The organism is Deltaproteobacteria bacterium (assembly GCA_016874735.1).
Lineage (GTDB): Bacteria > Bdellovibrionota_B > Oligoflexia > Oligoflexales > CAIYRB01 > CAIYRB01.
This window is the reverse complement of sequence record VGTI01000003.1, coordinates 15,484-38,130: the sequence shown is the minus strand read 5'-3', so window position 1 is coordinate 38,130 and position 22,647 is coordinate 15,484. Positions and strand designations below refer to the sequence as shown.

Annotated in this window: 18 protein-coding genes and 1 tRNA gene; 10 read left to right on the top strand and 9 right to left on the bottom strand. The window is 48.8% G+C overall.

The features are described 5' to 3' along the window. Window positions 1-15 precede the first annotated feature (15 nt). Both FJ146_02885 and lon read left to right on the top strand, forming a co-directional pair. On the top strand, window positions 16-444 hold the full coding sequence (locus tag FJ146_02885) for a hypothetical protein (GenBank protein MBM4250893.1): 429 nt from the start codon (window positions 16-18) through the stop codon (window positions 442-444). 151 nt (window positions 445-595) lie between these two features. After that, a complete protein-coding gene (gene lon, locus FJ146_02880) occupies window positions 596-3,049 on the top strand; it encodes an endopeptidase La (protein MBM4250892.1) in 2,454 nt (817 codons plus the stop codon). A 64-nt stretch (window positions 3,050-3,113) separates the two neighbouring features. Here the strand turns inward: lon and FJ146_02875 are convergent, their stop codons facing one another. Further along, a complete protein-coding gene (locus FJ146_02875; protein ID MBM4250891.1) occupies window positions 3,114-4,385 on the bottom strand; it encodes a threonine ammonia-lyase in 1,272 nt (423 codons plus the stop codon). A 96-nt stretch (window positions 4,386-4,481) separates the two neighbouring features. On the opposite strand from FJ146_02875, the gene FJ146_02870 reads away from it, so the two are divergent. Further along, on the top strand, window positions 4,482-5,144 hold the full coding sequence (locus tag FJ146_02870; GenBank protein MBM4250890.1) for a winged helix-turn-helix transcriptional regulator: 663 nt from the start codon (window positions 4,482-4,484) through the stop codon (window positions 5,142-5,144). Window positions 5,145-5,155: 11 nt separating this feature from the next. Here FJ146_02870 and FJ146_02865 read toward each other — a convergent pair whose 3' ends face one another. Further along, window positions 5,156-7,534 (bottom strand): HAMP domain-containing protein, encoded by a 2,379-nt coding sequence (locus FJ146_02865; protein ID MBM4250889.1) that lies wholly within the window; start codon window positions 7,532-7,534, stop codon window positions 5,156-5,158. A gap of 200 nt (window positions 7,535-7,734) precedes the next feature. Between FJ146_02865 and FJ146_02860 the strand changes: the two genes are divergently transcribed. From FJ146_02860 to FJ146_02850, 3 genes are read left to right on the top strand one after another with little or no spacing between them, the layout of a single operon-like run. Beyond that, a complete protein-coding gene (locus FJ146_02860) occupies window positions 7,735-9,888 on the top strand; it encodes a hypothetical protein (GenBank protein ID MBM4250888.1) in 2,154 nt (717 codons plus the stop codon). Window positions 9,889-9,930: 42 nt separating this feature from the next. Next, complete coding sequence (locus tag FJ146_02855; GenBank protein ID MBM4250887.1) at window positions 9,931-11,601, top strand: hypothetical protein; 1,671 nt, start codon at window positions 9,931-9,933, stop codon at window positions 11,599-11,601. Window positions 11,602-11,609: 8 nt separating this feature from the next. Then, window positions 11,610-12,611 (top strand): hypothetical protein, encoded by a 1,002-nt coding sequence (locus FJ146_02850; protein ID MBM4250886.1) that lies wholly within the window; start codon window positions 11,610-11,612, stop codon window positions 12,609-12,611. Here FJ146_02850 and FJ146_02845 read toward each other — a convergent pair. Next, window positions 12,583-12,957 carry an iron-sulfur cluster assembly accessory protein gene (locus FJ146_02845; protein MBM4250885.1) on the bottom strand — a complete coding sequence of 125 codons (375 nt, stop codon included), beginning with the start codon at window positions 12,955-12,957 and terminating at the stop codon, window positions 12,583-12,585. The genes FJ146_02850 and FJ146_02845 overlap by 29 nt on opposite strands. Before the next feature lie 17 nt (window positions 12,958-12,974). Between FJ146_02845 and FJ146_02840 the strand changes: the two genes are divergently transcribed. Next, window positions 12,975-14,408 (top strand): hypothetical protein, encoded by a 1,434-nt coding sequence (locus FJ146_02840; protein ID MBM4250884.1) that lies wholly within the window; start codon window positions 12,975-12,977, stop codon window positions 14,406-14,408. Window positions 14,409-14,414: 6 nt separating this feature from the next. Here FJ146_02840 and meaB read toward each other — a convergent pair whose 3' ends face one another. Together meaB and scpA are read right to left on the bottom strand one after the other, a co-directional pair. After that, window positions 14,415-15,386 carry a methylmalonyl Co-A mutase-associated GTPase MeaB gene (gene meaB, locus FJ146_02835; GenBank protein MBM4250883.1) on the bottom strand — a complete coding sequence of 324 codons (972 nt, stop codon included), beginning with the start codon at window positions 15,384-15,386 and terminating at the stop codon, window positions 14,415-14,417. 8 nt (window positions 15,387-15,394) lie between these two features. Beyond that, the gene (gene scpA / locus FJ146_02830; protein ID MBM4250882.1) at window positions 15,395-17,566 is read right to left on the bottom strand and encodes a methylmalonyl-CoA mutase; all 2,172 of its coding nucleotides are present in this window, start codon (window positions 17,564-17,566) and stop codon (window positions 15,395-15,397) included. Window positions 17,567-17,700: 134 nt separating this feature from the next. Here scpA and FJ146_02825 point away from each other — a divergent pair. Then, a tRNA-Arg gene (locus tag FJ146_02825) sits at window positions 17,701-17,775 on the top strand. Window positions 17,776-17,870: 95 nt separating this feature from the next. Here FJ146_02825 and rplT read toward each other — a convergent pair. The 4 genes from rplT to FJ146_02805 all read right to left on the bottom strand — a co-directional run bounded on the left by rplT (window position 17,871) and on the right by FJ146_02805 (window position 20,132). Beyond that, window positions 17,871-18,230: a 50S ribosomal protein L20 gene (gene rplT / locus FJ146_02820; GenBank protein MBM4250881.1), complete on the bottom strand. Its 360-nt coding sequence runs from the start codon at window positions 18,228-18,230 to the stop codon at window positions 17,871-17,873. Window positions 18,231-18,250: 20 nt separating this feature from the next. Continuing rightward, window positions 18,251-18,451, bottom strand: coding sequence for a 50S ribosomal protein L35 (gene rpmI / locus FJ146_02815; protein ID MBM4250880.1), 201 nt, complete (start codon window positions 18,449-18,451; stop codon window positions 18,251-18,253). A gap of 89 nt (window positions 18,452-18,540) precedes the next feature. Further along, window positions 18,541-19,314, bottom strand: a complete 774-nt coding sequence (locus tag FJ146_02810; GenBank protein MBM4250879.1) for a hypothetical protein — start codon at window positions 19,312-19,314, stop codon at window positions 18,541-18,543. Between the two features lie 53 nt (window positions 19,315-19,367). Then, window positions 19,368-20,132, bottom strand: coding sequence for an inositol monophosphatase (locus tag FJ146_02805; protein MBM4250878.1), 765 nt, complete (start codon window positions 20,130-20,132; stop codon window positions 19,368-19,370). 199 nt (window positions 20,133-20,331) lie between these two features. Between FJ146_02805 and FJ146_02800 the strand changes: the two genes are divergently transcribed. Both FJ146_02800 and FJ146_02795 read left to right on the top strand, forming a co-directional pair. Continuing rightward, on the top strand, window positions 20,332-21,894 hold the full coding sequence (locus tag FJ146_02800) for a DUF3552 domain-containing protein (protein MBM4250877.1): 1,563 nt from the start codon (window positions 20,332-20,334) through the stop codon (window positions 21,892-21,894). Continuing rightward, a complete protein-coding gene (locus FJ146_02795; GenBank protein MBM4250876.1) occupies window positions 21,894-22,628 on the top strand; it encodes a tetratricopeptide repeat protein in 735 nt (244 codons plus the stop codon). Before FJ146_02800 ends, FJ146_02795 begins: the two co-directional genes overlap by 1 nt. Window positions 22,629-22,647: the final 19 nt, after the last annotated feature.

Sequence of the window (22,647 nt, the reverse complement as noted above, 5' to 3'; positions counted from 1 at the left end):
ATCGGTGCCAGCGAAATGAAAGAGTCCAATCCCTCCTTGAAACGGCTGCGTAGTAAGCAGAAGCGGAAACAGAAAGCAGCCGCCCCTCCCAAGTCTCACCCCCCTAGAAATGAAGATCGACAATCCATCAATGCTTTTTGCGAACAAACAAGTTTAGAGGAAATCTCTTTTGAATCTTGGCAAAAAACACATTCCGACCTGGATCTGCATGTGCCGCTTTGGATTAGTCATGAGTTGGCTCAAATTGGTGGAGAAGTTGTTGTCCGCTGTTCGAGAAGCGTTAAGGGCAGCCTTGAGAGTGAAAAGCCAATCAGGCAGCCTGTATCTCTCAGTGTTCCAATCCCTCCCGGTACGATCGATGGTAGTCGTCTCACATTTGCAGGCATCGGCGACAAAGATGCCGAGAATTTAGGCGATTTGATAGTTATTATTCATCTTAAGTAAAAGTGAGTTCCCTCCAGTCAGACTTCGGTCCCCAGAGAATTTTACACCTAAAAGAATTGTTGGCCTCAAGCTCACACGAGATGGTGCCGATATCGTTGATGCGAATACTGAATCTACTTTTGCGATTAGCAACTAGTAAGGAGAGCCTTGGATGACCGGACAAAGCAGTAACCAGCTCACCGACATCAACACCGAGATGCCCTTGCTGCCGCTTAAGGATATCGTGGTATTTCCCCACATGATTGTGCCAGTCTTCATCAACGAAGATCTGTGCATTAATGCTGTAGAGCATGCACTAGCCCATCAGCGAAAGATTTTTTTATCAGCCTTTAAGGTCGCTGGTGAACAGACTGATAGTCTTAACTGCTCTCTAGAAGCTCCATTCGATGTGTACGACACTGGTACTGTTTGTTCGATTATGCGCACGAGGAAGTTACCAGATGGAAGAATGAAAGTTCTAGTGCAAGGCATATCGAAGGCCGAAATTTCGGGCCTGATTTCAAGCGAGCCGTTTCCTTCGGTGCGTGTGAAGGTAATCGAGGAGCCGGTCATTGTAAAGAATACCCCGGAAATCGAAGCGATGATTCGGGCAACGCGAGAAAATTTGGAAAAAGTTGTGAGTCTCGGTAAAGTTCTGTCACCAGACATCTTGATGGTCTTGGAAGATGTGACAGATCCTGGACGCTTGGCTGATTTAGTGGCGGCTAATCTCGGACTAAAAGTTCAAGAAGCGCAGGGGATTCTCGCGGTTTACAACCCAACCGAAAGACTCCGTGCGGTTCATCGCTTTTTATCTCGCGAAATCGAAGTTTACCAGATGCAGGTGCGTATTCAATCTCAGGCCAAGGAAGAGATCAGCCGAATGCAGCGCGAGCATTATCTGCGGGAGCAAATGCGAGCGATCAAAACTGAACTCGGTGATTCCGATGGCAAGGAGGAAATTGAAGCGCTATGGAAGAAAATGGAGGACGTTAAACTAAGCGTTGAAGCCAAGGAAGAGGCTTCTCGCCAATTGAGGCGTCTTGAAAGAATGCACTCAGATACTAGCGAGGCTGCTTTAACGCGGACGCACGTCGAAACAATTTTAGCGTTACCTTGGGAATTACGCACAGAGGACAAATTAAACCTCAAAGATGTCAAAAACGTCCTAGATGAGGATCATTACGGCCTAGACCAGGTGAAAGACCGTATCATTGAATATCTAGCAGTAAAAAAACTTAACCCGCGCGCTAAAAGCCCAATCATATGTTTCGTTGGTCCGCCGGGTGTCGGTAAGACTAGTCTGGGTAAATCAGTGGCGAGAGCGATGGGCAGACACTTCTCTCGCATCTCACTTGGGGGGGTCCGGGATGAGGCCGATATACGTGGCCATAGAAAGACTTATGTCGGTGCGTACCCGGGCCGTCTGATCACTAGCCTTAAACAAGTCAAAAGTAGTAACCCTCTGATCATGCTGGACGAGATCGACAAAATGGGGTCAGATCATCGAGGAGACCCGGCATCGGCACTACTTGAAGTTCTGGATCCCGAACAAAATAAAAACTTCGTCGATCACTACCTGGGGGTTTCTTTTGACCTTTCGGATGTTTTCTTCATTGCAAACTGCAACTCTTTGGAGACCATTCCGGGGCCATTGCGTGATCGTCTGGAGATAATCGAGGTATCGGGCTACTCAGAAGAGGAGAAGCTCATTATAGCAAATCAGTATTTAGTGCCAAAGCAGTTAAAAGAATCAGGCCTTAACGATTCAGAGGTTGTGTTTTCGCGAAACTCTTTGACCACGATCATTAACGCATATACGCGTGAAAGTGGTCTAAGGGGTTTAGAAAAGCAAATAGCATCAGTTTGTCGAAAGATAGCGCGTCAGTATGCAGAAGAGGACACGGACTCGACCAAGCGGACGGTCATCAAATTAACGCCCCAATTGGTAGAGAAACATTTGGGCGTCAAGCGATTTGACGACGATTTTTACCACCTTGATCCGGTAACGGGGGTCTCTCTGGGCCTTGCTTATACGAGCTACGGTGGTGAAGTGATGGCAATCGAGACAAATCTGTTGCCTGGTACTAGGTCTAAGCTGGTACTGACAGGGCAACTAGGTGACGTCATGAAAGAGTCTGCTCAGACTGCGTTGAGCTACATAAGATCTCGTGCTGTTGAATTTGGTGTTGATGCCAAAAATCTTGTGGAAAACGAAATCCACATACATCTTCCTGCCGGTGCCGTGCCTAAGGATGGACCGTCCGCTGGAATTGCTTTGGCGACGTCAATTCTCTCGGCGCTCCTGGGGAAGGCACCCAAGGAAAAGATTGCGATGACGGGTGAAATCACCCTCCACGGGAAGGTACTACCTATTGGCGGATTGAAGGAGAAACTACTTGCCGCTCAGAGAGAGGGTGTTGAGCATGTATTATTACCTGAGAAAAACCGAGGGGCATTTGACCAACTGCCTGTGAATGTGAAGAAGAAAATAAAGGTAACTTTCGTTAAAACTTACATCGATGTAGCAGAAATTATGTTTGAACTGCAAAGCTCCGTGTTTCAGGTTGCTGGCGACATGCAGTCGGTAGGTGGTGAGCGGGGTGCTAAGAATCTTGCAAGTTGATGGTTATGAATGAAAAGATATAAAAAATGGCGCGTAAGCGCCATTTTTTATTATAGCAATATTATCATCCTAGCTTGGTATATTTGAACTTTTGTCTAGTTAGGCTCTGAGTTACTTGGTCTTGATGTTGATTATCGATGGTTTCGATGTCGAGAATGACCTCAACATCGTCGAAACCGACAGCGTTGTACAACCTATTATGAGTAACGTCCTGCAGGTTTGCACCTGTTTGACTCACTATGTTAAGAAGTTCGGCTAAGCGGCCCGGCCGATCTTGTATCATCACAGCCAGTCTAAACAGCCTTCCAGTATGCTTTAGACCGATAGGAATGATTCTCTTTAGTAAATTAACGTCGATGTTACCACCTGACACAACGCAGACAATCGGTCGTTTTTGTACTTTAGCGAATGTTTGTGGAGAAATTTTCCAAAGTGCGGCCACAGCTGCAGCACCAGCCCCTTCAGCTAGCATATGCTCCCACTCCATTAAATTCATGACTCCCGAGGCGATTTCGTCTTCACTAACTAGCACGATATCGTCGATACAAGAGTTCAGAATTTCGAAGTTTTTCGACCCAGGCACTTTGATCGCAATTCCATCCGCAATCGTATAGCCTGTCGAGAACTCCGTCATCTTACCCGCTGAAAGTGATTGTTTCATAGCCGGGAAAGAGGTTGATTGAACTCCCACCACCTGAATTGACGCATTTGACTCCTTTATGGCCAACGCAACGCCCGCTGCCAGACCGCCTCCCCCGATACTTGTTAATACAAGGCCCATGTCGGGAACCTGTTCTAAAAGTTCCAACGCCACTGTGCCTTGTCCTGCGATCACACGCTCATCGTTAAAACCATGAAGGAACAGAGCGCCCGTTTGTTTCTGTCGCTCAAGTGCTGCGCCCAAAGCTTCTTCGTAACTGTTACCAGTTAGAACGACCTCAGCTCCCAGCTCTCTGGTTGCTGCTGCCTTTACAATCGGAGAATGAATGGGCATGAAGATGGTCGCCTTAGTTCCAAGTAGGCGACAAGTATGGGCCACTCCCTGCGCATGATTTCCTGCGCTAGCTGCAATTACACCAGATTCTAGCTCTTCTGGCCCGACCTGAAGGAGTGCATTCATGGCTCCTCTAATCTTAAATGAGCCGGATAGATTTAAATTTTCAAGCTTAAGGTAAACAGGCTGATCCATTTTTTTTGACAGATTTACCGAGTATTTTACGGGGGATGGCGCGACATATGGCCTAATTCTTTTCGCAGCTTCTTTAACGGTTTCAATAGTTAATTGTGAGGCCATTAGGACACCTGCTCTTATGACTAAGAATACCGAACCCAGCATCCTAATCGGCGATATCTGTCATATAATTGAGTTATCGAGAATCAATTGCTGCAGATAACCATATTTCAACTGCGGAATTCAAGTGGAGAGCTATCATTGGCAACACTCTGGGTATTAGAAAAGGCAGATCATTCGCAACCAAGAATCACCGACATGCTGATCGGTGATTTCGCTGTCCGAGCCGTAGCGTCAACTCAGACGCTTTGGTCTATTATCCGAATTAACTGTAATCAGATGCCAGACGCCCTAATCATTGATAATCGTGCAAAAACTTGGTCATTATCTGAGATTGCAACAATCGCTCGGCAAAACCTTGCTGGCTGCGCCTGCATTGCCGTTTCTTCGGGAGATGGCAATCCGAAGGATCTGCCGGAAACTGTTCAAGCTATCGAAATTAGTGATGATCCTATGCGATTTGCTATCAATCTCCGCAATATGCTGGGTAAAGATACTCGTGGTAGAGCGGGGAGTGTCATCCGTTATCGGGATCTAGTTCTGGACTTAGCTAACCTAAAGTTAAGACTGGGTGATTCCTCAGAAGTAGTTGTTTTGCCACAAAAAGAACTCCAATTACTCCGATTACTTGTGAATCATTGTGGCCAGACTATTCGCCGGGATGAAATCAGCTCGAAAATCTGGCAGGGAGTCAAGGTGTCTCCCCGGACGATTGATAGTCATATATCCCGTCTGCGCGCAAAGCTAGTGGGCAGCACTGTGACTATACGCTGCATTTATGGAGGGGGCTATCTACTCAGGTAGATAACGAAGATTTATCCTACACTGGGCAGCTTTAACTTATATTTACTTGAAATCCTGCTGTTAACCCGAGCAGAGCCTGGCTGAATATTTGTCAACGGCTCTATTGAAGGGGCAACTACGACTTGAGCCTCAAGGTGTACGGCCAAATCTGGCAGATTTGGAGGAGGAGGTAATGCTAGGGGCGGTGGCGGTACGTTAACTGGATCCGGATTTTTTGAGGCCGATTCCTTAACCTCAATCCCGGTAGGGCTGGGTATGAAATTTTCAGTAATAAGACTAGTACCTACGAGGTCAATAGGTGGGACTTCAGTACGTGCAGTTGCAATCGTCGGATCCGTTGCAGAAATCGCCGACGCAAAACCGTCATTGTCTCGACGCACTAAACTTTCGCTACTTGGTTCAAGCGGCGTTGCTGCAGGAATTTCTCCTTGCCTCCAATCTTTCGAAATTTCAGTAACTACTAGGGTGATATCATCGGCTTGAGGAGTGCCAGCATAGAACGCGAAGGCCTTGTCTACGATTGCATTTTTCATTTCTTCCGCAGGTAGGTTGGCATAAGTAGCCACGTCGATAAGCATTTGTTTTCTTCCCATCATCTCACCAGACGGAGAGGTACATTCGATCAGACCGTCTGTGAAGTAAAATATCTTGTCACCGGGTGCGATCTCTATAGTGCGTTCTTTGTACTGGGAGGTACTATCCATTCCGAGGGGGGTACCCATAAGTTTGAGAGAGATAGGTTGAATGAGGCCGCCCAAAGATTGCGACTTTGGGGTTTTGGTAAGTCGTGAGTCACTTGAATCGCTAGGGACTATAACTGGGAAATTGTGCCCAGCATTTGCATAGGTCATAATGCCTCGCTTGGTGTCGATCACCGAAGCGAAGAATGTCATACTAATCTTTCCCTCAACAGCATCGTAGATGACGCGATTCAGCCGTTCTAGTACGGTTCCAGGTGAATCACGAAAACTTGGGTCGTGTTTCACAATGTCCGCAATTGACATCGTGATTGAGTATGCCATTGCCGTCACGAGGGCGGCCGCTACTCCGTGGCCCATGGCATCAGCGATGAATATAAAGTCTAAACCATCCTCGATAGGAAAATGACCCCACAAATCGCCACCGCATTGGGTGGCAGGCTTGTAGAAACCCGTAGCTTTTATGTGGCTAAGACGAATATCGCTTTCAGGAAAAAATGTATTTTGTACGGTTTTCGCTGTCTCTAGATCCTTCTCTACCTGAGCTTGTGCGACTTGTGACTTGAGGAGATTTTCGATTTGAGATGACATATGGTTAACTGCAGTTGCTAGCGCTCCCACCTCATCATGACTACCCGTCGATACTTTGTGTTGAAAGTCGCCGGAGGCGATCTTCGTTGTGGCCAGCGTTACAGCACGTAAACCCTTAGTGATTTGTGAAGATCCCAAAAAGCTCAGCATAATAGCAAGCAGGACAAAAAGGCCTGCCCACAGACTCGTCGAAATTAGTGTTTTACGGACAGTTTGGGTTGCTGCGTTGGCATCTTGCTCAATCACCAGTATTAAAGGGTATTTTTGAAACCTTGCATAAGCTCCAACTTTTTCCCGGTTTCTTTGGTCCTTGTAAATATTTTCAAACCCGGATGGCTTGTTGCTGGCCAAAGCACTCTTGAGTAATTGCTTTCCTGTGAATAATGGCCTGTTCAAAACGTCGTTGGGATCGAGAGAAGCGAATACACGTCCGCTTCGATCGAGCAGAGAGCTTTTCAAGAAAGACGATTTTGCAAGAGCCTTATTAATGCCGGTTTGCCAGGCTGTTAGAACGGCCCAAAGCACTTCGCTGGTATTTGCAATTTCGAATCTAATGGCTACGGTTACCAAAGGTAATCTGACCTGCTTTGCTAGACTCTCCACTAGAACCTTACCTTTTAGGCTGCCGACTTGAGTCTTCAACCAAGTTGGAATGGCAGAGCGAAGCTGCTCGCTCACAAGTCTTGCTTCCTTGTCCTCAAAGTTCTTGTCGTTGATTCGCGAAGTGAATGCCTCTCCAACCAAGGAGAGTTCAGCGCTACTGGCAGAACGAGCGCTAATCAGATGTACAGCGACAAAATCTGTGTTTGAATTTATAAATCTCTGGAGCGCAAGATTCCCCGCTTTGCCATCGTCCTTTCCCTGAGTTCGTAGTGTCGGTAGTGCCACCGTCACTTGTGACCGCCATGTCTCAATCAACGTTTCGATTTGATCTTTGGCACGTTCTGCTTGGCTTTGTAGCGAATCTTGAAGTTGTTCGAGTAGGTCAGCCTTGTATGTCCGGAAAAATTGCCATGAGTTGCCAGCTACCGTGACTAGCACCAAGACCGTCATCAGGTAGAAGAGCTTTGCTCCTAACGATTTGAAGCCTGCAGTATTCAAAAGCGCCCCATCTTAGGATTCTGTCTACGGTACTATCGGATCGCCACTTGAGAACTTGAGACGGTCTATTTTGGATTGCTGAATGACGTCGTGTTCTAAAGCTCGGTTGGTTGCCAGCCGAATACCTTAGGGAGCACGGGTTAAGACAATTGAAGTGAGGATACGCCACAGGAACCAGTAAATTCGTTGGAACGCATAGGTTGTTACAAAAACCAAACATAAAAGTCGTATTTCTCGCCATTTGGGGCGTTGCCGTTCTCGGTATTCTGTTGGCAATTTACAACATCGATAACTTCACAAAAATTGTCCAAGCATCTGTGGCCTCTGTTGAAGAGCTACAGGGCGCATTGCTAGCGAGGTCAGAGGGGGTAGTAAGATGGCGAGATCTCATTAAGGGGCAGGGTGTTTTTGATGGTGACACCTTGGCAACTGCAGAAACCAGCGGAGCAAAGATTAGGTTTGATAAATTTAGAGCTCTGGTTTTAGGCGAAGACAGTCAAGTACAAATTACAGCGATCGGATCTCAGCGTGGTTCCGCGTACATCATTCGCTTGATCCGAGGGTCCGCAGTACCACAAGTTGCAGACAAGTGTAAGGAATGCCCACCGCTAATACTTAGGGCCGGTGAAGAGAGCTATACGATTTCGGCTGGCAAGAAAATCGCCGTCTTTAAGCCACAAGGTAGTCGTCAGGCTCGGGCTGTGCAGGCTAAAATAATTCCCACGAATGCCGATCTGCGGTCCGTAGTTTCCGCGATCAAACCAACTATAGTTGCAATCGCGCCACCGCCCCTTGCATCAGTTCCGGAGCCCATACTGGCACCTGTGTTTTTGGTGCCACTGCCGCCAGCGCCACCGGTACCGGCACCCCCCCCACCGGCCACCGGCTCGACCAAGGTAGGAGCTAGGGCTGAAGCGCCCACTGAAGGGCGAGTCGATTTTGAGCCGGCTACTGGCGATGGTTTGTCTTCGGCTGAGAATGCCGAAATGCAACTATCAGACCCACTAGATGCTCTTGTGCTGGATAAGATGCCTGCGCCGATGATGCCGCCACCTATGCCATCCGCTCCCCAATTACAGAACGCTAGAATGGGTTTAACCGAACTGAGCTCCCTAGGTGCCGATGCCATGAAAATAGACGGTGCCAACCTCGGTGGACTAGCTCCCAACCATGGTGCCTCCGAGCTTGCTGGATTCATCGGAAAGCCGATCGAAGAGAAAAAGGTCACTTCAACAGTCAATCTGAATAAGCAACAGCTAGCGGCAAAAAAAATCGGGGAGTCTAAATCGGCGAATCAGCAAATGACTCCTTCGAATTCTTCGCCTCTTACGTCACTAAAAGTTGTGCCGCCCAAGCCCCAAGTAGTGGCAGTCATCCCACCCAGTCCTCCACCCCCGGCACCGTTGCCGCCAATAAAGGTGGAAAGCCCCCCCCCGCCTCGAGGCGTAGAGTATTGGACCATGCGAAACTTAGAAAACCCTCAAGGTGGAGCCCTCGATTTACCTGTACCAGCGTTGACACAAGACAAGCCCGATGGCTCAGTTACGCTACGTGCTTTCATCTCTGTGTCTGGTAACGGACAGACAGAGGAAATTTTTGTTGCGCATCCAAATGACGCAACCATCTCTGTGCCACTAAAGACCATCAAAAAGGTTGGTGTGACCGAGCTTTTCGGCGGCATAAAGCGATATCATTTCAAAATTCGTGCAGGTGTTGAGGCATCGCGAGGGATTAACCAGCGCACCAAATCCTTGGCAGACGGCGAGACTAAATTGACCGTTGTCACGTTGGGTGAGATTCCGGATGGTCCCATCAACATAGGCGTCAGTGACTTTGCGCCAAAACCTGAAAGCGCTGACGCAGTGTGGATCGCTCCAAAAAAGGAAGTCGAACTCTTCCAGTCAGGACTTGTCATTCAGCTGATGAGCAGCGCAGATTTTGGTCGATTCTCAAATTTGATCAGAGACTCCAACCTGTTGGCACTAGATAAGAGACACCCTCTGTCCAACGAGGGATATTTTGTTGTCCGAGAGGACCTAATTGTTGCTCAGATCTCAGGCACACTTTTAAACAAACAGATAATAAGTAAAACTTCCTCCTTATTAAACGGTGATTTCGTCTTCAAAGGGCAGCGTCAGGCGTTCCAGAACATTAGGGAATTTGCCCAGAATCGACCTGGTGATCCTATGTGGTCCTTGCTAAATAAGGGACACGTTTTGTATATTTTAAAGAAAGGCACTCTCTACCCAGTCAGTCGTGAATTCCTAAAATCGAGTACCGAGGTTGCTGCGTTTATTGGCAATCAAGCTCAGGCGGTATTTGTAGGAAAAGTCGAAATAGTCTCTCACAAGTGATCTCAATTCTATCTCGAGTTAATCTAACTAAGCAGGTTATGCGTGAATTTCGTCTTCAAAATACTTTTGGCTAGTTTTGCTTCCTTGTTTTTCTCGGCTGCACTGCACGCAGAAGAGATAAACATAGAGCATCTAAAGATTATAGTGGACGTTAAATCTAGCAGAAAAGTCCCTAAGGATAAGTCAAAAAGCTACAGTAAAAACTGGAAAAAGACATGTGCTGCCCTAGGGTCCGCGATGTCTGTGGGTAACGGTCCCTATGGTTTCGGCGCTTTTGGTTCTTTTAGTTGTTACTTGAGTGGAAAAAAAGTTTCGGGAATAGAAAAAACAACAAATTGGACTTTGAACATCATCGATGGTGTTAAGGACGTTAAGTACCAGCTCATTCATCAGGACGATAAAGCTAGTGAAATTGTGAGTGAGTACATCCTGACTCATTCAGAGCATCTGATGAAGTTCTATAAAGACGACGAATACATCGACTACGTTGCCTTTGCTCTTCTCGAAAGTAGTCCGATGGGAATGCTTGTTAGCAAGGCGAGGATAAAAGGCACGCCCCCCACCTTTACGGGTCGCTACTGGCGGGCAGGTAAGTCAAGGTCGTTTAAATATCCCGAGCAAGAAGCTCCCAAATCACTTGTGCTTTATAGGTTGAGCTGGGATTCAACGCAGAAACAGTGGTCTAGTCAAGTTGTGGGTACTGCGACTCGCACCAAGATCAACAAACCGAAGACCAAAAAGGTGAAGAAGAAGTCGGTATTATCAGGTGGCGATGTAACCTACGAGATTACACCTGCAGTTGACGCCGTTTTAGCGACTGGCCCGCTATGGGCTCAAAGTGCCGAGGGTCCAGGAGCTCGGAAGGCTGATATCATGAAGGGCCTCGTGGCCGCGCATGCAGACCTTGATCGGGCGGTTGAGAAGGACGTACTCGATGATTTTTTGACGGGTGGGAAGGATTTTCTTGGCCAGTTATGGGAGGCCGCGGCCTCAGGGTACGTCGGGGTAAGGTACGGGAAACAGGTGCTACCAGGTTTTGGGCCTCTTGGGACATTGTTGGCGAAGACGAATATGTTTGGACTTTTATTTGAGATGCGGGGAGGACCGCTCAAAGGCCTAAGGTACTATTACGATGTGTTGCCCAAAGCGACTCAGACATTACCGGGTGTAGACATCAAGGGCATTGATACCACATATACTGCTTCAATAGCCTTTGCCCGACACGTTATCGGATTCTCGTGGGACTTTAATCCAGGGTTCCTCGTCGATCGGGTGACTGTGGATCCGAAACTCGGCATCTGGACCTTCAATGCATCGTTGCCAGTTGAGTTGAATGAAAACAACAAGGTCACTGAGATGGCTGATTTCAGCCTGGGAAGGTCATTTGCTCTTGGTCTCGAGGTAGGTCTGGAGCAGTTGTCAGACTGGTATACAATTCGAGGGTGGTTTGGAATAAACACTGGGTATTCGCTTATCAAGTCGGGAGGCAAAGTTACCTCCAACCGGCTAGGAGTCGACGCTTATTTCACGGCGGGTCCAGAGTTGCCCTTACTAGGTTTGCGGCTACGGACGGCACTTTTAGCTTTCTATTTCTGGGAGTCAGTAGGGTTGACCAACACCACAGTCAAAGCTGCAGATACCGACCCTGCGGCAATTTCAGGTGTCTCTTACGATGTTGGGTACGCTGGAGCAGGGGTAGCACTATCTTGGTGAGGCATTTCATGCTGCGGGGACAAAATTCACTTGGGACGAGCTTGTTGGTGGCGTTCTTAGCATCGACAGCAACATCCGCTGCATCGGGCCAGGATTCTTCTATACCGGTGGACACAGCTGTGTCTGATCCTAACGCCGTGGCTCCAGCAGCCGTCGCCGATCCTAATGCCGTGGCTCCAGCAGCCGTTGCCGATCCTAATGCCGTGGCTCCAGCAGCCGTTGCCGATCCTAATGCCGTGGCTCCAGCAGCCGTTGCCGATCCTAATGCCGTGGCTCCAGTCGGTGCTGCGCCGACGGCCGATACCGCTGCGCCCTTGCCGTCCGGCGTCACAATAGATACTTGGTTGAATGAAATCCGTACGAAGGCTTCCGTGATGCCGCGGAGCGTCATTTTCGTAAAAAACTTAAACGAGTTGACCTCGAAGGATCCGAAGGCCCCCAAGCAAATCAAATTTATGCAAGTCGATTTTGAGGGTTTTAATGGCAAGTCCAATTTGATTGCGGTCAATGGGGTCAGTGCTGAATGGAATATGAAGTTAAACAAGCGTAAGTATGCAAGCATGGATAGGCTGGTGACTGTCTTTGCCTCATCAGGTGCGGATTTGGTCGTGATTGCACCAGACGCCGGAGAATGGCAGGGATTTCGATTAGAGGCGAGTAAAGCAGTACAGATTTTTGCAACTCCGGCTCCCAAAATTACCTCTAACGAGGACCTTGTGGCTTGGACGTTTGAGGCTCTCGGATGGGACGGAATTGTCCTCGATCAGAAAGGTGATCAAGTGCTCATCGGTTCTACGTTGAGATCCCTCGACATTCCTCAGGTCCAAGCGTTGGCAGTGAATGATTCGGCTGCAAAATTTAATTTAAAATCGAATGAACGAGCTGGAGCTGGCTTGTTATCACTGCGTGAAGCACGCGGACCATACGGTATTTTTGACATCGTATTTCTTGGCCAGGGTGTTACAGTCATTCCACCTGGCACTAAATTGGTGATTGAGAAGAAGAACTGAGCTTTTCTTGCCAAGCCTGTCGTTTGAAAAATTTACCTCTAAACTTGCCGTGGTGCGGATTTTCTACCAAAAATCCTCTGCCGCGATCATCATCGACCCAATCGATAATCGCATCTCTCATAAACTCTAAAGAATTTTGATCGATGAACACCCTTATTGGTTTCGTCAATACCTCAACGTCGCCCTCAAGTTGGTCGGAAAAGGTGACCCCATAATAAAATCCGTCACACCCTTTGCCGTCAATGTACAACCGTAGAATACTCTCGCTGAATTGCGCGTTGACTCGTTGAAGCTCAAGCACAGCTTCAATTGCACGTTCTGTCAATCTTATACCTGTCACTTGTATGTCCTACTTTCAGGTCGATGCTTAATCGACTAAACTCAGATTTGAGTCATAAACTCTGTCGTCGATTGCTCGGGTTACAAGCCATGGTCTACCTATTATTAGCGCTCTTGACAACATTCGCCTCCGCTGCTCCGTCTGATATCGGTTTTCTTGCTTATGGAGACTTGCGTGGTCACATAGAGCCGTGTGGATGTGATCCAAGCACCGACCTTGGCGGCATAAGACGATTGGCAACTGTAGTTGCGCGCGAGCGGGCCATCTATCCAGAATTACTGCTGTTTGACCTGGGTAACGCCCTTCCGTTGCCAGCCGAGCCCGCTCTGAAGACCAAGTTTATTCTAGATGCCCAAGCGCGACTTCGACCAAACGCCATTCTTTTCAATGAGTTGGAGTTCTTTCGCCGAGCGGAGGTCGCCACTTGGGTGGATGAACACAAAAACCAGATGTTACCCTTTGTGCTTAGTAACGCGGTAACGTCTGACATTGCAGGGAGATATGCTAAGGAAAAGTTGACTGGTCGTGGGTGGGTCGCAATGGGTTATGTGCAGCCTGCCATATCGACGTCAGTATTTGAAGGTCTCAACAAGGAACTCCTCGACAGATGGAGAAAAGTCCTGTCGTCACACAGTGGCGATCACCGTATTCTTTTGTTTGCGGGCAGTGATCCAGAGCTACGACAGGTCATTGATTGTGGACTATTCACAACGATCATTAGCTCTAACACCGCCAAGCTGGAGGCGATACCTGGGGCTGATGACCGTCGCCAAGAGGCGAGGTTAAAGCGAATGCTTACGCCGGTGGTTCAGATGGTCCCCCTAGCAGGACAAGGTCTTCTGAGGGGGGGGAGATTGCAGATTGCAGAGGCCCCAAGCTTGGCAGCTCTGCTGGCAAAACCAAAACACGACCCTAAGATTGCCACCATCCCGGATTGGCTTCGTGAGGGTAAGCAAATCACGTGGCTCGATCCCTCTATCGCAGCAGAAAGTACTGCTGTTGACGATATCTATGCGCAGTACAGTGAGGCTGCCAGGGATGAGTTTCGTAAGTCGGCAGCTAATAGGCAGACGCAGCTGAAAAACTCAGCTTTCGCGGGCGCCGAATCCTGTGGAGCTTGTCATCCGGACGCGTATAAAATTTATTTAGCTACAAAACACGCCCATGCTCTGAAAACCCTACAAGACAAGAACAAGCACGAGGATCCAGCATGTATTGGATGTCATGTGCTTGGCGCCAACGAGCCAGGTGGATACGTCAGTGCGGAGTCGAGTCCTCAGTTTGCAAATGTCCAATGTGAGAGCTGCCATGGCGCCCGGCGCAGCCATATTAATAATCCGCAGCGGGAGCGGGGTGTCAAAAAACCAGATAGGGCTATATGCACTGGTTGCCATAATAAGCAGCACTCACCCAAATTTGACTACGAAGTCTATTGGTCGCGCATTCAGCATAAATGAATATTTTCATTTACTGATTATAGTCGCTGCCAATTTAGCAGCCGCAATACTTGGTGCAATCTTGCCTTTGGCAACATCATCAAGCACTGCGGCAGCTAGAGTCTGGAGCTTCCGATCAGCATCCGCGATGACATGTTCTATAAATGCAGAACGGAACCAGGCGATTGCTTGGTTGCGTCTTTTTTTTGCGAAATCATCTGTGAGTCTAAGCTTCGCGGCAGTTTCAGCGACGGCGTTATATAGCTCTTTGATCCCCCTGCCCTGTATGCTGCTTACAGTCGAGACTTGAGGGGGGAATTTACTGTCATGGCGGGTTAACATTAATGCTTGCTCAATTTGAAATTTGGCGAGCTCGGCAGCCTGTTTCGATGCCCCATCTGCCTTGGTGATTACAACGAAATCAGCAAGCTCTAAAATTCCGCGCTTGATTCCTTGTACTTCATCTCCAGAATTTGGGAGTGAAAGTAAAATAAACAAATCAGTCATACTAGCGGCTAAAGTTTCGCTTTGACCAACACCTACAGTTTCTATGCAAATTACATCAAATCCTGCAGCTTCGCAGGCGATGATGGTTTCTCTCGTGCGCCGAGCAGTGCCGCCAAGCATACCGGAGCTAGGTGAGGGACGTATAAAAGCATCGGAAGATTTGGCTAAATTCTCCATTCTTAGTCGATCACCCATAATACTGCCCCCTGATACAGGAGACGAGGGGTCAATCGCCAGCACGGCAAGACGATGGCCAGATTTGAGCAAATGTTCTCCGAATGCCTCGATGAACGTGCTTTTTCCAACTCCTGGTGGCCCGCTAATCGCGATTCGCAGAGAACGACCACTATGGGGAAGTAGAGCGGTGAGCAGTTGATCAGCTAATTGTCTTTGATCGGCTCTCGATGTCTCAAGCAAAGTGATAGCTTTGGCCAGAGATTTGGTCTGGCCTGTCAGCACGCCGGCTATAAGTGTCTCTGTACTGGTTGTCATTGCTACACTTATGGTTGTTTCAGTAGCGATTTTACGATTGTTCTAGCGCACTCAGGAATTGGCGAACCAGGTCCAAATATATCCATCACTCCGCTCTTCTTTAGGAATTCGTAGTCTTGTTGGGGGATGACGCCACCGACGACCACTCTAATTTCAGATGCATCCGCAGCGTTTAATGCGGTGATCAACTGAGGTACCAGAGTGCGATGGCCTGCGGCTTGAGATGAAATTCCCACAACGTGAGCATCGCATTCAATAGCTTGTTTAGCGGCTTCTTCGGGTGTTTGAAATAGTGGACCGATATCTACGTCAAATCCGAGATCGGCAAGCCCGGTTGCAATGACCTTCGCGCCTCGATCATGGCCATCTTGTCCAAGCTTGACTATGAGGATCCGTGGTCGGCGACCTTCTCGCTCAATAAATGTTTCGACTAGAGTTTTGACTTCAGCCAGCACGACGGCCCCCTCATTTTTATCAGCATAAGCAGATAAATACACGGCGCTCACAGTTTGATTGATGGCGCGGTATCGACCATAGACATCAGCTAATGCCTCTGAAATTTCTCCGACAGTGGCTCGGACCCGTATGGCCTCAATGGCAAAAGCCAATAAGTTTTGCTCTGGATCTCTGGCCGCCAATCGGAGGCCGTCCAGGGCTTGATCAACCTTAGCCTGATTTCTCTCTCGCTTGATTTTAGCAAGGCGAGCCAATTGTCGCTCTCTGACGGCAGCATTATCAACAACTAATACGTCGAAATTTTCGTCGTCAGTACTCAGATCACGCTGGAACTTGTTTACGCCTACGATGACATCGGTACCACTATCAATCCTAGCTTGTTTCCTTGCTGCTGCCGCTTCAATCCGCAGTTTGGGCATACCTGTCGAAATAGCCTTGACCATGCCACCAAAACCTTCGACCTCCTCGATTATCATCCGAGCTTTATCGACTAAGTCCTGGGTCAATCGTTCTATGAAATAACTACCACCGAAAGGATCTACCGTGGTGGTCAGGTCGGTTTCGTGCTGCAGTATAAGCTGCGTATTGCGCGCTAAATGAGCCGAAAACGCCGATGGCAGGGCGATGGCTTCGTCGAAAGCGTTAGTGTGCAGAGACTGGGTGCCCCCTAGTACCGCTGCCATGGCCTCGACGGTAGTCCTAATGATATTATTGTACGGGTCTTGTTCAGTGAGTGAATAGCCAGATGTTTGGCAATGGGTGCGGAGTATCGATGAACGAGGGTCTTTCGGCTGAAATTGCAGCATGAGCTCATGCCAAAGGGTTCTGGCTGCGCGAAGCTTGGCGATCTCCATGAAAAAGTTCATGCCAGTGCCGAAGAAGAAGGAGAGTCGCGGAGCGAACTGATCAACACTGAGACCTCTTGCTAGTGCAGTTCTGACGTATTCGATACCGTCTGCAAGAGTGAACGCTAATTCCAAAGCCGAGTCGGCTCCAGCCTCCTGCATGTGATAGCCACTGATGCTTATGCTGTTAAATTTTGGCATCGACTTACTGGTATACTCAATAATGTCGGCTACGATCCTGATAGAGGGCTCCGGAGGGTAGATGTAGGTGTTTCGCACCATATACTCTTTGAGGATGTCGTTTTGAATGGTGCCTTTGAGGTCAGCTTGGTGAACTCCTTGCTCCTCAGCCGCGACGATATAGGCGGCCATGACAGGGAGAACAGCACCGTTCATTGTCATTGAAACGCTCATGTCGCCAAGCGGTATGCCGTCGAACAAAATCTTCATATCTTCGACGGAGTCAATAGCGACTCCTGCTTTTCCCACATCGCCGACCACCCTAGGATGATCGGAGTCGTATCCACGATGGGTTGCTAAATCGAAAGCAACGCTGAGTCCCTTTTGACCTGCCGCAAGGTTCTTGCGGTAGAAGGCATTCGATTCCTCTGCAGTCGAAAATCCTGCGTATTGACGTAACGTCCAAGGGTGAACGGTATACATAGTGGCCCGCGGCCCACGGGTAAAAGGAGCGAAACCAGGCAATGTATCAAGATGCTCCACGCCCTTAAGATCGGCTTCGGTATATAGTTTTTTGATTTCAATGCCGGCTGGTGTGTTGCTTGCCTTTATGGTAGCGACGTCAACTCCAACCTCTTTAGAAGCTTGCGAAGTCCAGTCACTAAGGTTTTTCGCTCCGGTTTTGTATTTCTCTGCCATTGGCGCGCCTCCCTTACCTCGAACTCCATCATAGACCTCTTAACAACGGAAAACACAGGAAAAACAGCATTTAGACCTTGTCAATTAGCAGTCTGACTGGTACATGGGATCGGCAACTCATGGATGGGTTGTATGGTTCCGTGGTGAAAAGGATATCATTCCGCCCTCCGAAGGCGGCGTTTTGGGTTCGAATCCCGACGGGACCGCCATTCCTTGGCATGAGCTAAAGATATGAGCAGTGTTTAAACAAAAGCGCCCGGCCTTAACCAAGGCCGGGCGCTTTGTTTTAAGCTAACAGCAGATCTTACTTAGCCAGAGCTGTTTTAGCTTCCTGAACTAACTTCGAAAACGCCGTTTCATCGTGTAGAGCCAGTTCAGCCAAAACCGACCTATCCAGGGTGATGCCGCGCTTTTTCAAGCCAAACATAAATTCTGAATACTTCATACCGGCTGCGCGTGCAGCGGCATTAATGCGAACGATCCACAGCTGACGGAAATCACCTTTCCTTGCGCGACGGTCGCGGTAAGAGAACTTCAGAGCTCTGCGGACCACGTGGATAGCCGTGCGGAAGCGATTCTTCCGCGAGCCCCTAAAGCCGCTTGCTAGTGCTAGGATCTTTTTTCTTCTTCTACGGGCTTTAAAGCCCCTCTTGGCGCGGGTCATGGATTTCCTATCCTCTCAACTTATCCGTTCGGCAAACACGGGAGTACCCGACTCAAATTCGACGGGTGCACGTAGGCCGGCTTCTTCAGCTTGTTTTTCCGATTGCGCGCCTTCTTGGTTAGAATGTGGCGCTTACCCGCTTTTGCACGCTTGACCTTACCAGATGGCTTGACCTTGAAGCGTTTTGCCGCGGCTTTCCGAGTTTTGACTTTGTACGACATCGCAACTGCCTCTACTTCCAGCAGAAATGTTAAACAGACCCATCCAACAGATCGTTCAACTTTGAGGAAGAAGGAGGTATCACATTATTTCAGGGCAGCGCAATCGCAATTATACCGCTGACCAGTAGAGATTTATGCCCTTCGGTAGCTTTATCCCAAATTTCACGTTGAACTAGGAACTTGCCGTCCTTAACCTGAACGGGAATCGTTAAAGGGTTTTTTCCGACGGCCTCACTGATTTCTGCCGGACTTGGTTTCCTGTACCATCGCCCCATCAGGCGGCGATTATAAGAGGCTTGCGCCATGTCCCTGACATCAAAGAGGATTTTACCTTCTTCATCTACAACCTGATAATTTGGCCTTGGCTTGACCGGATGGTCTGGCGCCAAGATGATGCCCGTATGTTCGGTCATGGTCGGTTCGGGAGCCTCTTTTTGACGGAAGTGGATTGCAGAACTCTCTAGGGCCTTGGGCAGCGAACTTTCTAAATTAACTCGAACCGTACCATCGGCAAAATAAGTGGTGCTGACCGAGGAAGTTCCCGTGGAGACTTGGTGGGCAGCAAGTTTCGCGTCCTCAGCCAACTTTTCGGGCGTTTGCGAGAAGTGCTCGTTGGCTGCAATGTTTAAGTTCCTGATGACATCATTGGCGTAGTTTAACCCGTCGCGCCAGGCTTTTTTTTCAGCCGACTTAAGGTCTTCACTGCCCGAACCTGGGCTGGCTTCTCCGTAATAACGCAGCCTGAGTGCGCTCCAATTAACCTCTAATCTGTCATTAGATTCGATCACTGGAGCGGCGTATGCCGCAGAGGTTACGGAGATGAAGAAACAAGCGACGCTCAACTTCGGCAGTTTTGGGCCCATTGCTAGCTCCTCAAGAGCCAAAAAATTTAGTAACGATTCTAGCTCGCTTAAGCTTAGCACAAATGCTTAGTCAACGTCTCGACCGCGCCTTGGGTACCGGCAATCACACCAACCCCTTCAATGTTGTAAGAGCCATGGTGAGGAGGGTAATTTCTGACTATCCCACCTGCTTCTCGAACTAGTAAAGAGCCCGCCGCAACGTCCCAAGGGGCCAGCCCAAGCTCCCAGAAGGCATCAAAAACCCCCTCGGCCACCAGAGCCAAATCGAGCGCTGCTGCACCGTCGCGTCGGATGGACTGACATTCTGCGGCTATTTTTGAAAACCTAGCGATTTCGTGCTGCAGGTCAGGGCCCTGCAGGTAGTAAAATCCAGTAACCAAAAAGCTCTTGCAAAACTCTCGGGCTGCAGTTACCTGCAGCCGCCTGCCGTCGCAATAGGCTCCCTTACCCGCCTCTGCGTAGTAAAATTTACCTCGGACGGGGTCGAAAACTGCCCCGCATTGCATTTGGATGTGCTCATTAACGTCAAAAATGCCGCGACCAATCGAAATACAATAGTAAGGGTAGCCGTTAGCGTAGTTGGTGGTGCCGTCCAGGGGATCCACAACCCAAACAGCGCTGCCATGCCTCTTTGTCTTGGAGCTCATGCCGGATTCTTCAGCATAGATTAGGTCTCCTGGGTAGTATTTGGAGATCCGCTCTATGATGACTCGCTCACTCGCTAGGTCGGCCTCAGTGACCAAACTGGCATCTGGCTTTACGTTGATTTTCAGGTCCTCACCCCGACGTTTGTTCAATTCGAGGCTGGCCATAGCCATAGTATCTACCAAAAAATTATAACTATCTGATATAATTGTCACTAAAATCCATTTTTTAGCTGGTGGCCGTGTTTAAATCAGCCCGTATCGCTACATCACAGGGACAAAACCACATTCCTTATTGTATTACGGGAATTAGCAGGCTGCCACAAACTTACCTGAATTTGCACTCAGTCTGCAGTCACAAGGAGAAGGATCGATGGGATACTTATTACTCGGGCTGGGCGCTGTTGCGGTGGGTTACCTTGCGTTTCTCCTGATTTATAGATCTTTGCCGCAAAGGCTCAGATCGGAACATAAGTCGCAGCGAGACGATATTCTCAATGACGCTAGGCAGCAGGTCGTCTCTAGAAAACAGCATGAGCTTGAGCGTTTCGAGGAGGAATGGCAGCTCCTTGCCGAACAAGTGGAGGCTGATTTAATCGAAAGACAAGAGGACTTGAAAATCAGCGAAGAAGATCTCCAGGCTCAAGAGCGCTCTTTGCAGATGGAAGAGAGTCGCATCCAGAAGATAACTAAGGAGCACGAGGCTCACGTTGCTAAATTAGAGACTCTAAAAGAAGCGCATCAGCAAAAGCTGACAGAGCTCGAAAATCTTCGCCGAGAGCTCGTGCATAGCCTGGAAAGTACAGCAAAAGTTGACGCTGTGACGCTTAGTAAATCCATGCAGGTCAACATCATCGACTCCAAACAGATTGAATGCCAAAAGGTTTTAAAAAATTTGGATGACGAGTTGAGCTCGTCCCACAAGCGCCTAGCTCAACGCTGCATGTCGCGCGTGATGTCAAGATACGCACCCGACTTTTACTGGCCAAAGTCAGTAAACACCGTTGAGTTGACCGAGCCAGGTCAGGCGGATCGATTAGCCTCAGAAGGGGCGACCGTATTGGAAGAATTGCGCGAAAAGGCGCAGATCGAGATCGAGCTGCTGGCAAGTGCTGAATTTCCGGTACCGATGGTTAAGCTTGCCGGGGGGGCCGGAGTGGACAGAGAAGCTGTCAGACTTGCACTTACCGAGCTCTTGGCTAAAGGTAATGGCGGCTGGTCAAAGGCCGCTGTGATGTTTGATAAACATCGCGCGCTCCTCGAACAACAAGCAATCAAGCTCGGGCGCACAGCAGTGCGCGAAGTCAAGCTATCCGGCATTCATCCTGAAATTCAAAAGCTCGTTGGCTACCTAAATTGGCGCACTAGCTACAGGCAAAATCAATGGTACCACACGGTAGAGGTTGCCAAGCTAGCCGGTATCATCGCAAGCGAGCTGGGAGTGGACGTGGATGCTGCGAAGCGCTGTGGCCTCCTACATGACATTGGTAAGGCAATCGATTACCGCATTGAGGGCAGCCACGCTGTTATAAGCGGAGATTATGCTGACCGATTTGGGGAAAAACGGCTCATATGTGATACGGTCATGTCGCATCATAACGATCTGGTTATCGAGACTCCCCTCGCTTATGTGCTGCGGGCGGCTGACACCTTATCTGGTGCCCGCCCTGGAGCACGCGTTAACTTGGAAGAGGGATACCAGATGCGGATGTCTGGAATCGAATCCTGTGTGCGGAGTTTTCCTGGTATCACTAGTCTTGCTATTATGAACGGAGCTCGTGAGGTTCACGTTGAGGTAAACAACAAGCGCGTTCAGGAACAGGATTTGCAGCTTTTATCGCAAAATATTGCTCGCAAAATTGCCACAGAGGTGGCTTTCCCGGGAGAGATTAAGATACTCGTATCGCGCAGATTTGAAGCCACGGCGGTTGCATAATGGGTGTTGCACGATCTGAACTGCTTGAAGTTAAGAAGAGAACTGAGCTTTACCTGAGTCTCAGTCGGTTTGATGCGGCCGAAAAGCTGCTAAAAGCCACTTTGGCTGATTACGGGCCACTCGCAAACATTCATAACCTGCTTGGTCTCACTTTTCATAAACAGTCGAAATTTGTCGAGGCAATCAGGGAGTTTAACCAGGCATTAGTGGTGAACCCTGAGTTTTTGGAGGCGGCGCTGAATCTAGCAGCGACTCTTTGCGATGTCAGTCGCTACGAAGAGGCGAATCAAGTTTTTGCAAAGTTAGAAGAGCGGGTCGGTGACCGGCAAAAGCAGCCCGGTTTAGTTCTCGGTCGTCTGGCCAACATGCATGTTGCAGCTGGGCAGGCCTATGTTGAGTCGGGCATGCTTCAAGAGGCGATTCAGGAATATCGTAAGGCGCTATCTCTCTACGATAAGATGCCAGACGTTAAGCTAAATTTGGCGAAGCTTTATGTGAAAGTTGGTCAGCACGAAAAGGCTAAGCAAGAATTTGAAGAGTTAGTTAACGAATGCCCTTGGCTTTCCGACGCACACACTTGGTTAGGTATCTTGCAGTACAAGTTGGGCCAGAGAGATTTGGCTAAAATGCATTGGGAAAAAGCGCAAGAATCGGCGCCAGAAGATTCTACGGCAAGGGCTTATCTCAAGTTCGCCGGTTCTTGGACAGGTCGATCTAGAACCCCGGAAGACTAAAATACTAATGATATTTTGA

What these genes read in the sequence shown, in the direction of transcription:
- FJ146_02805 (MBM4250878.1), bottom strand. Translation starts at nt 20,132, where the DNA reads ATGGCTATGGCCAGCCTCGAATTGAACAAACGTCGGGGTGAGGACCTG.
- FJ146_02840 (MBM4250884.1), top strand. Translation starts at nt 12,975, where the DNA reads ATGCTTAATCGACTAAACTCAGATTTGAGTCATAAACTCTGTCGTCGA.
- rplT (MBM4250881.1), bottom strand. Translation starts at nt 18,230, where the DNA reads ATGACCCGCGCCAAGAGGGGCTTTAAAGCCCGTAGAAGAAGAAAAAAG.
- lon (MBM4250892.1), top strand. Translation starts at nt 596, where the DNA reads ATGACCGGACAAAGCAGTAACCAGCTCACCGACATCAACACCGAGATG.
- FJ146_02885 (MBM4250893.1), top strand. Translation starts at nt 16, where the DNA reads ATGAAAGAGTCCAATCCCTCCTTGAAACGGCTGCGTAGTAAGCAGAAG.
- FJ146_02875 (MBM4250891.1), bottom strand. Translation starts at nt 4,385, where the DNA reads ATGCTGGGTTCGGTATTCTTAGTCATAAGAGCAGGTGTCCTAATGGCC.
- rpmI (MBM4250880.1), bottom strand. Translation starts at nt 18,451, where the DNA reads ATGTCGTACAAAGTCAAAACTCGGAAAGCCGCGGCAAAACGCTTCAAG.
- meaB (MBM4250883.1), bottom strand. Translation starts at nt 15,386, where the DNA reads ATGACAACCAGTACAGAGACACTTATAGCCGGCGTGCTGACAGGCCAG.
- scpA (MBM4250882.1), bottom strand. Translation starts at nt 17,566, where the DNA reads ATGGCAGAGAAATACAAAACCGGAGCGAAAAACCTTAGTGACTGGACT.
- FJ146_02800 (MBM4250877.1), top strand. Translation starts at nt 20,332, where the DNA reads ATGGGATACTTATTACTCGGGCTGGGCGCTGTTGCGGTGGGTTACCTT.
- FJ146_02795 (MBM4250876.1), top strand. Translation starts at nt 21,894, where the DNA reads ATGGGTGTTGCACGATCTGAACTGCTTGAAGTTAAGAAGAGAACTGAG.
- FJ146_02810 (MBM4250879.1), bottom strand. Translation starts at nt 19,314, where the DNA reads ATGGGCCCAAAACTGCCGAAGTTGAGCGTCGCTTGTTTCTTCATCTCC.
- FJ146_02850 (MBM4250886.1), top strand. Translation starts at nt 11,610, where the DNA reads ATGCTGCGGGGACAAAATTCACTTGGGACGAGCTTGTTGGTGGCGTTC.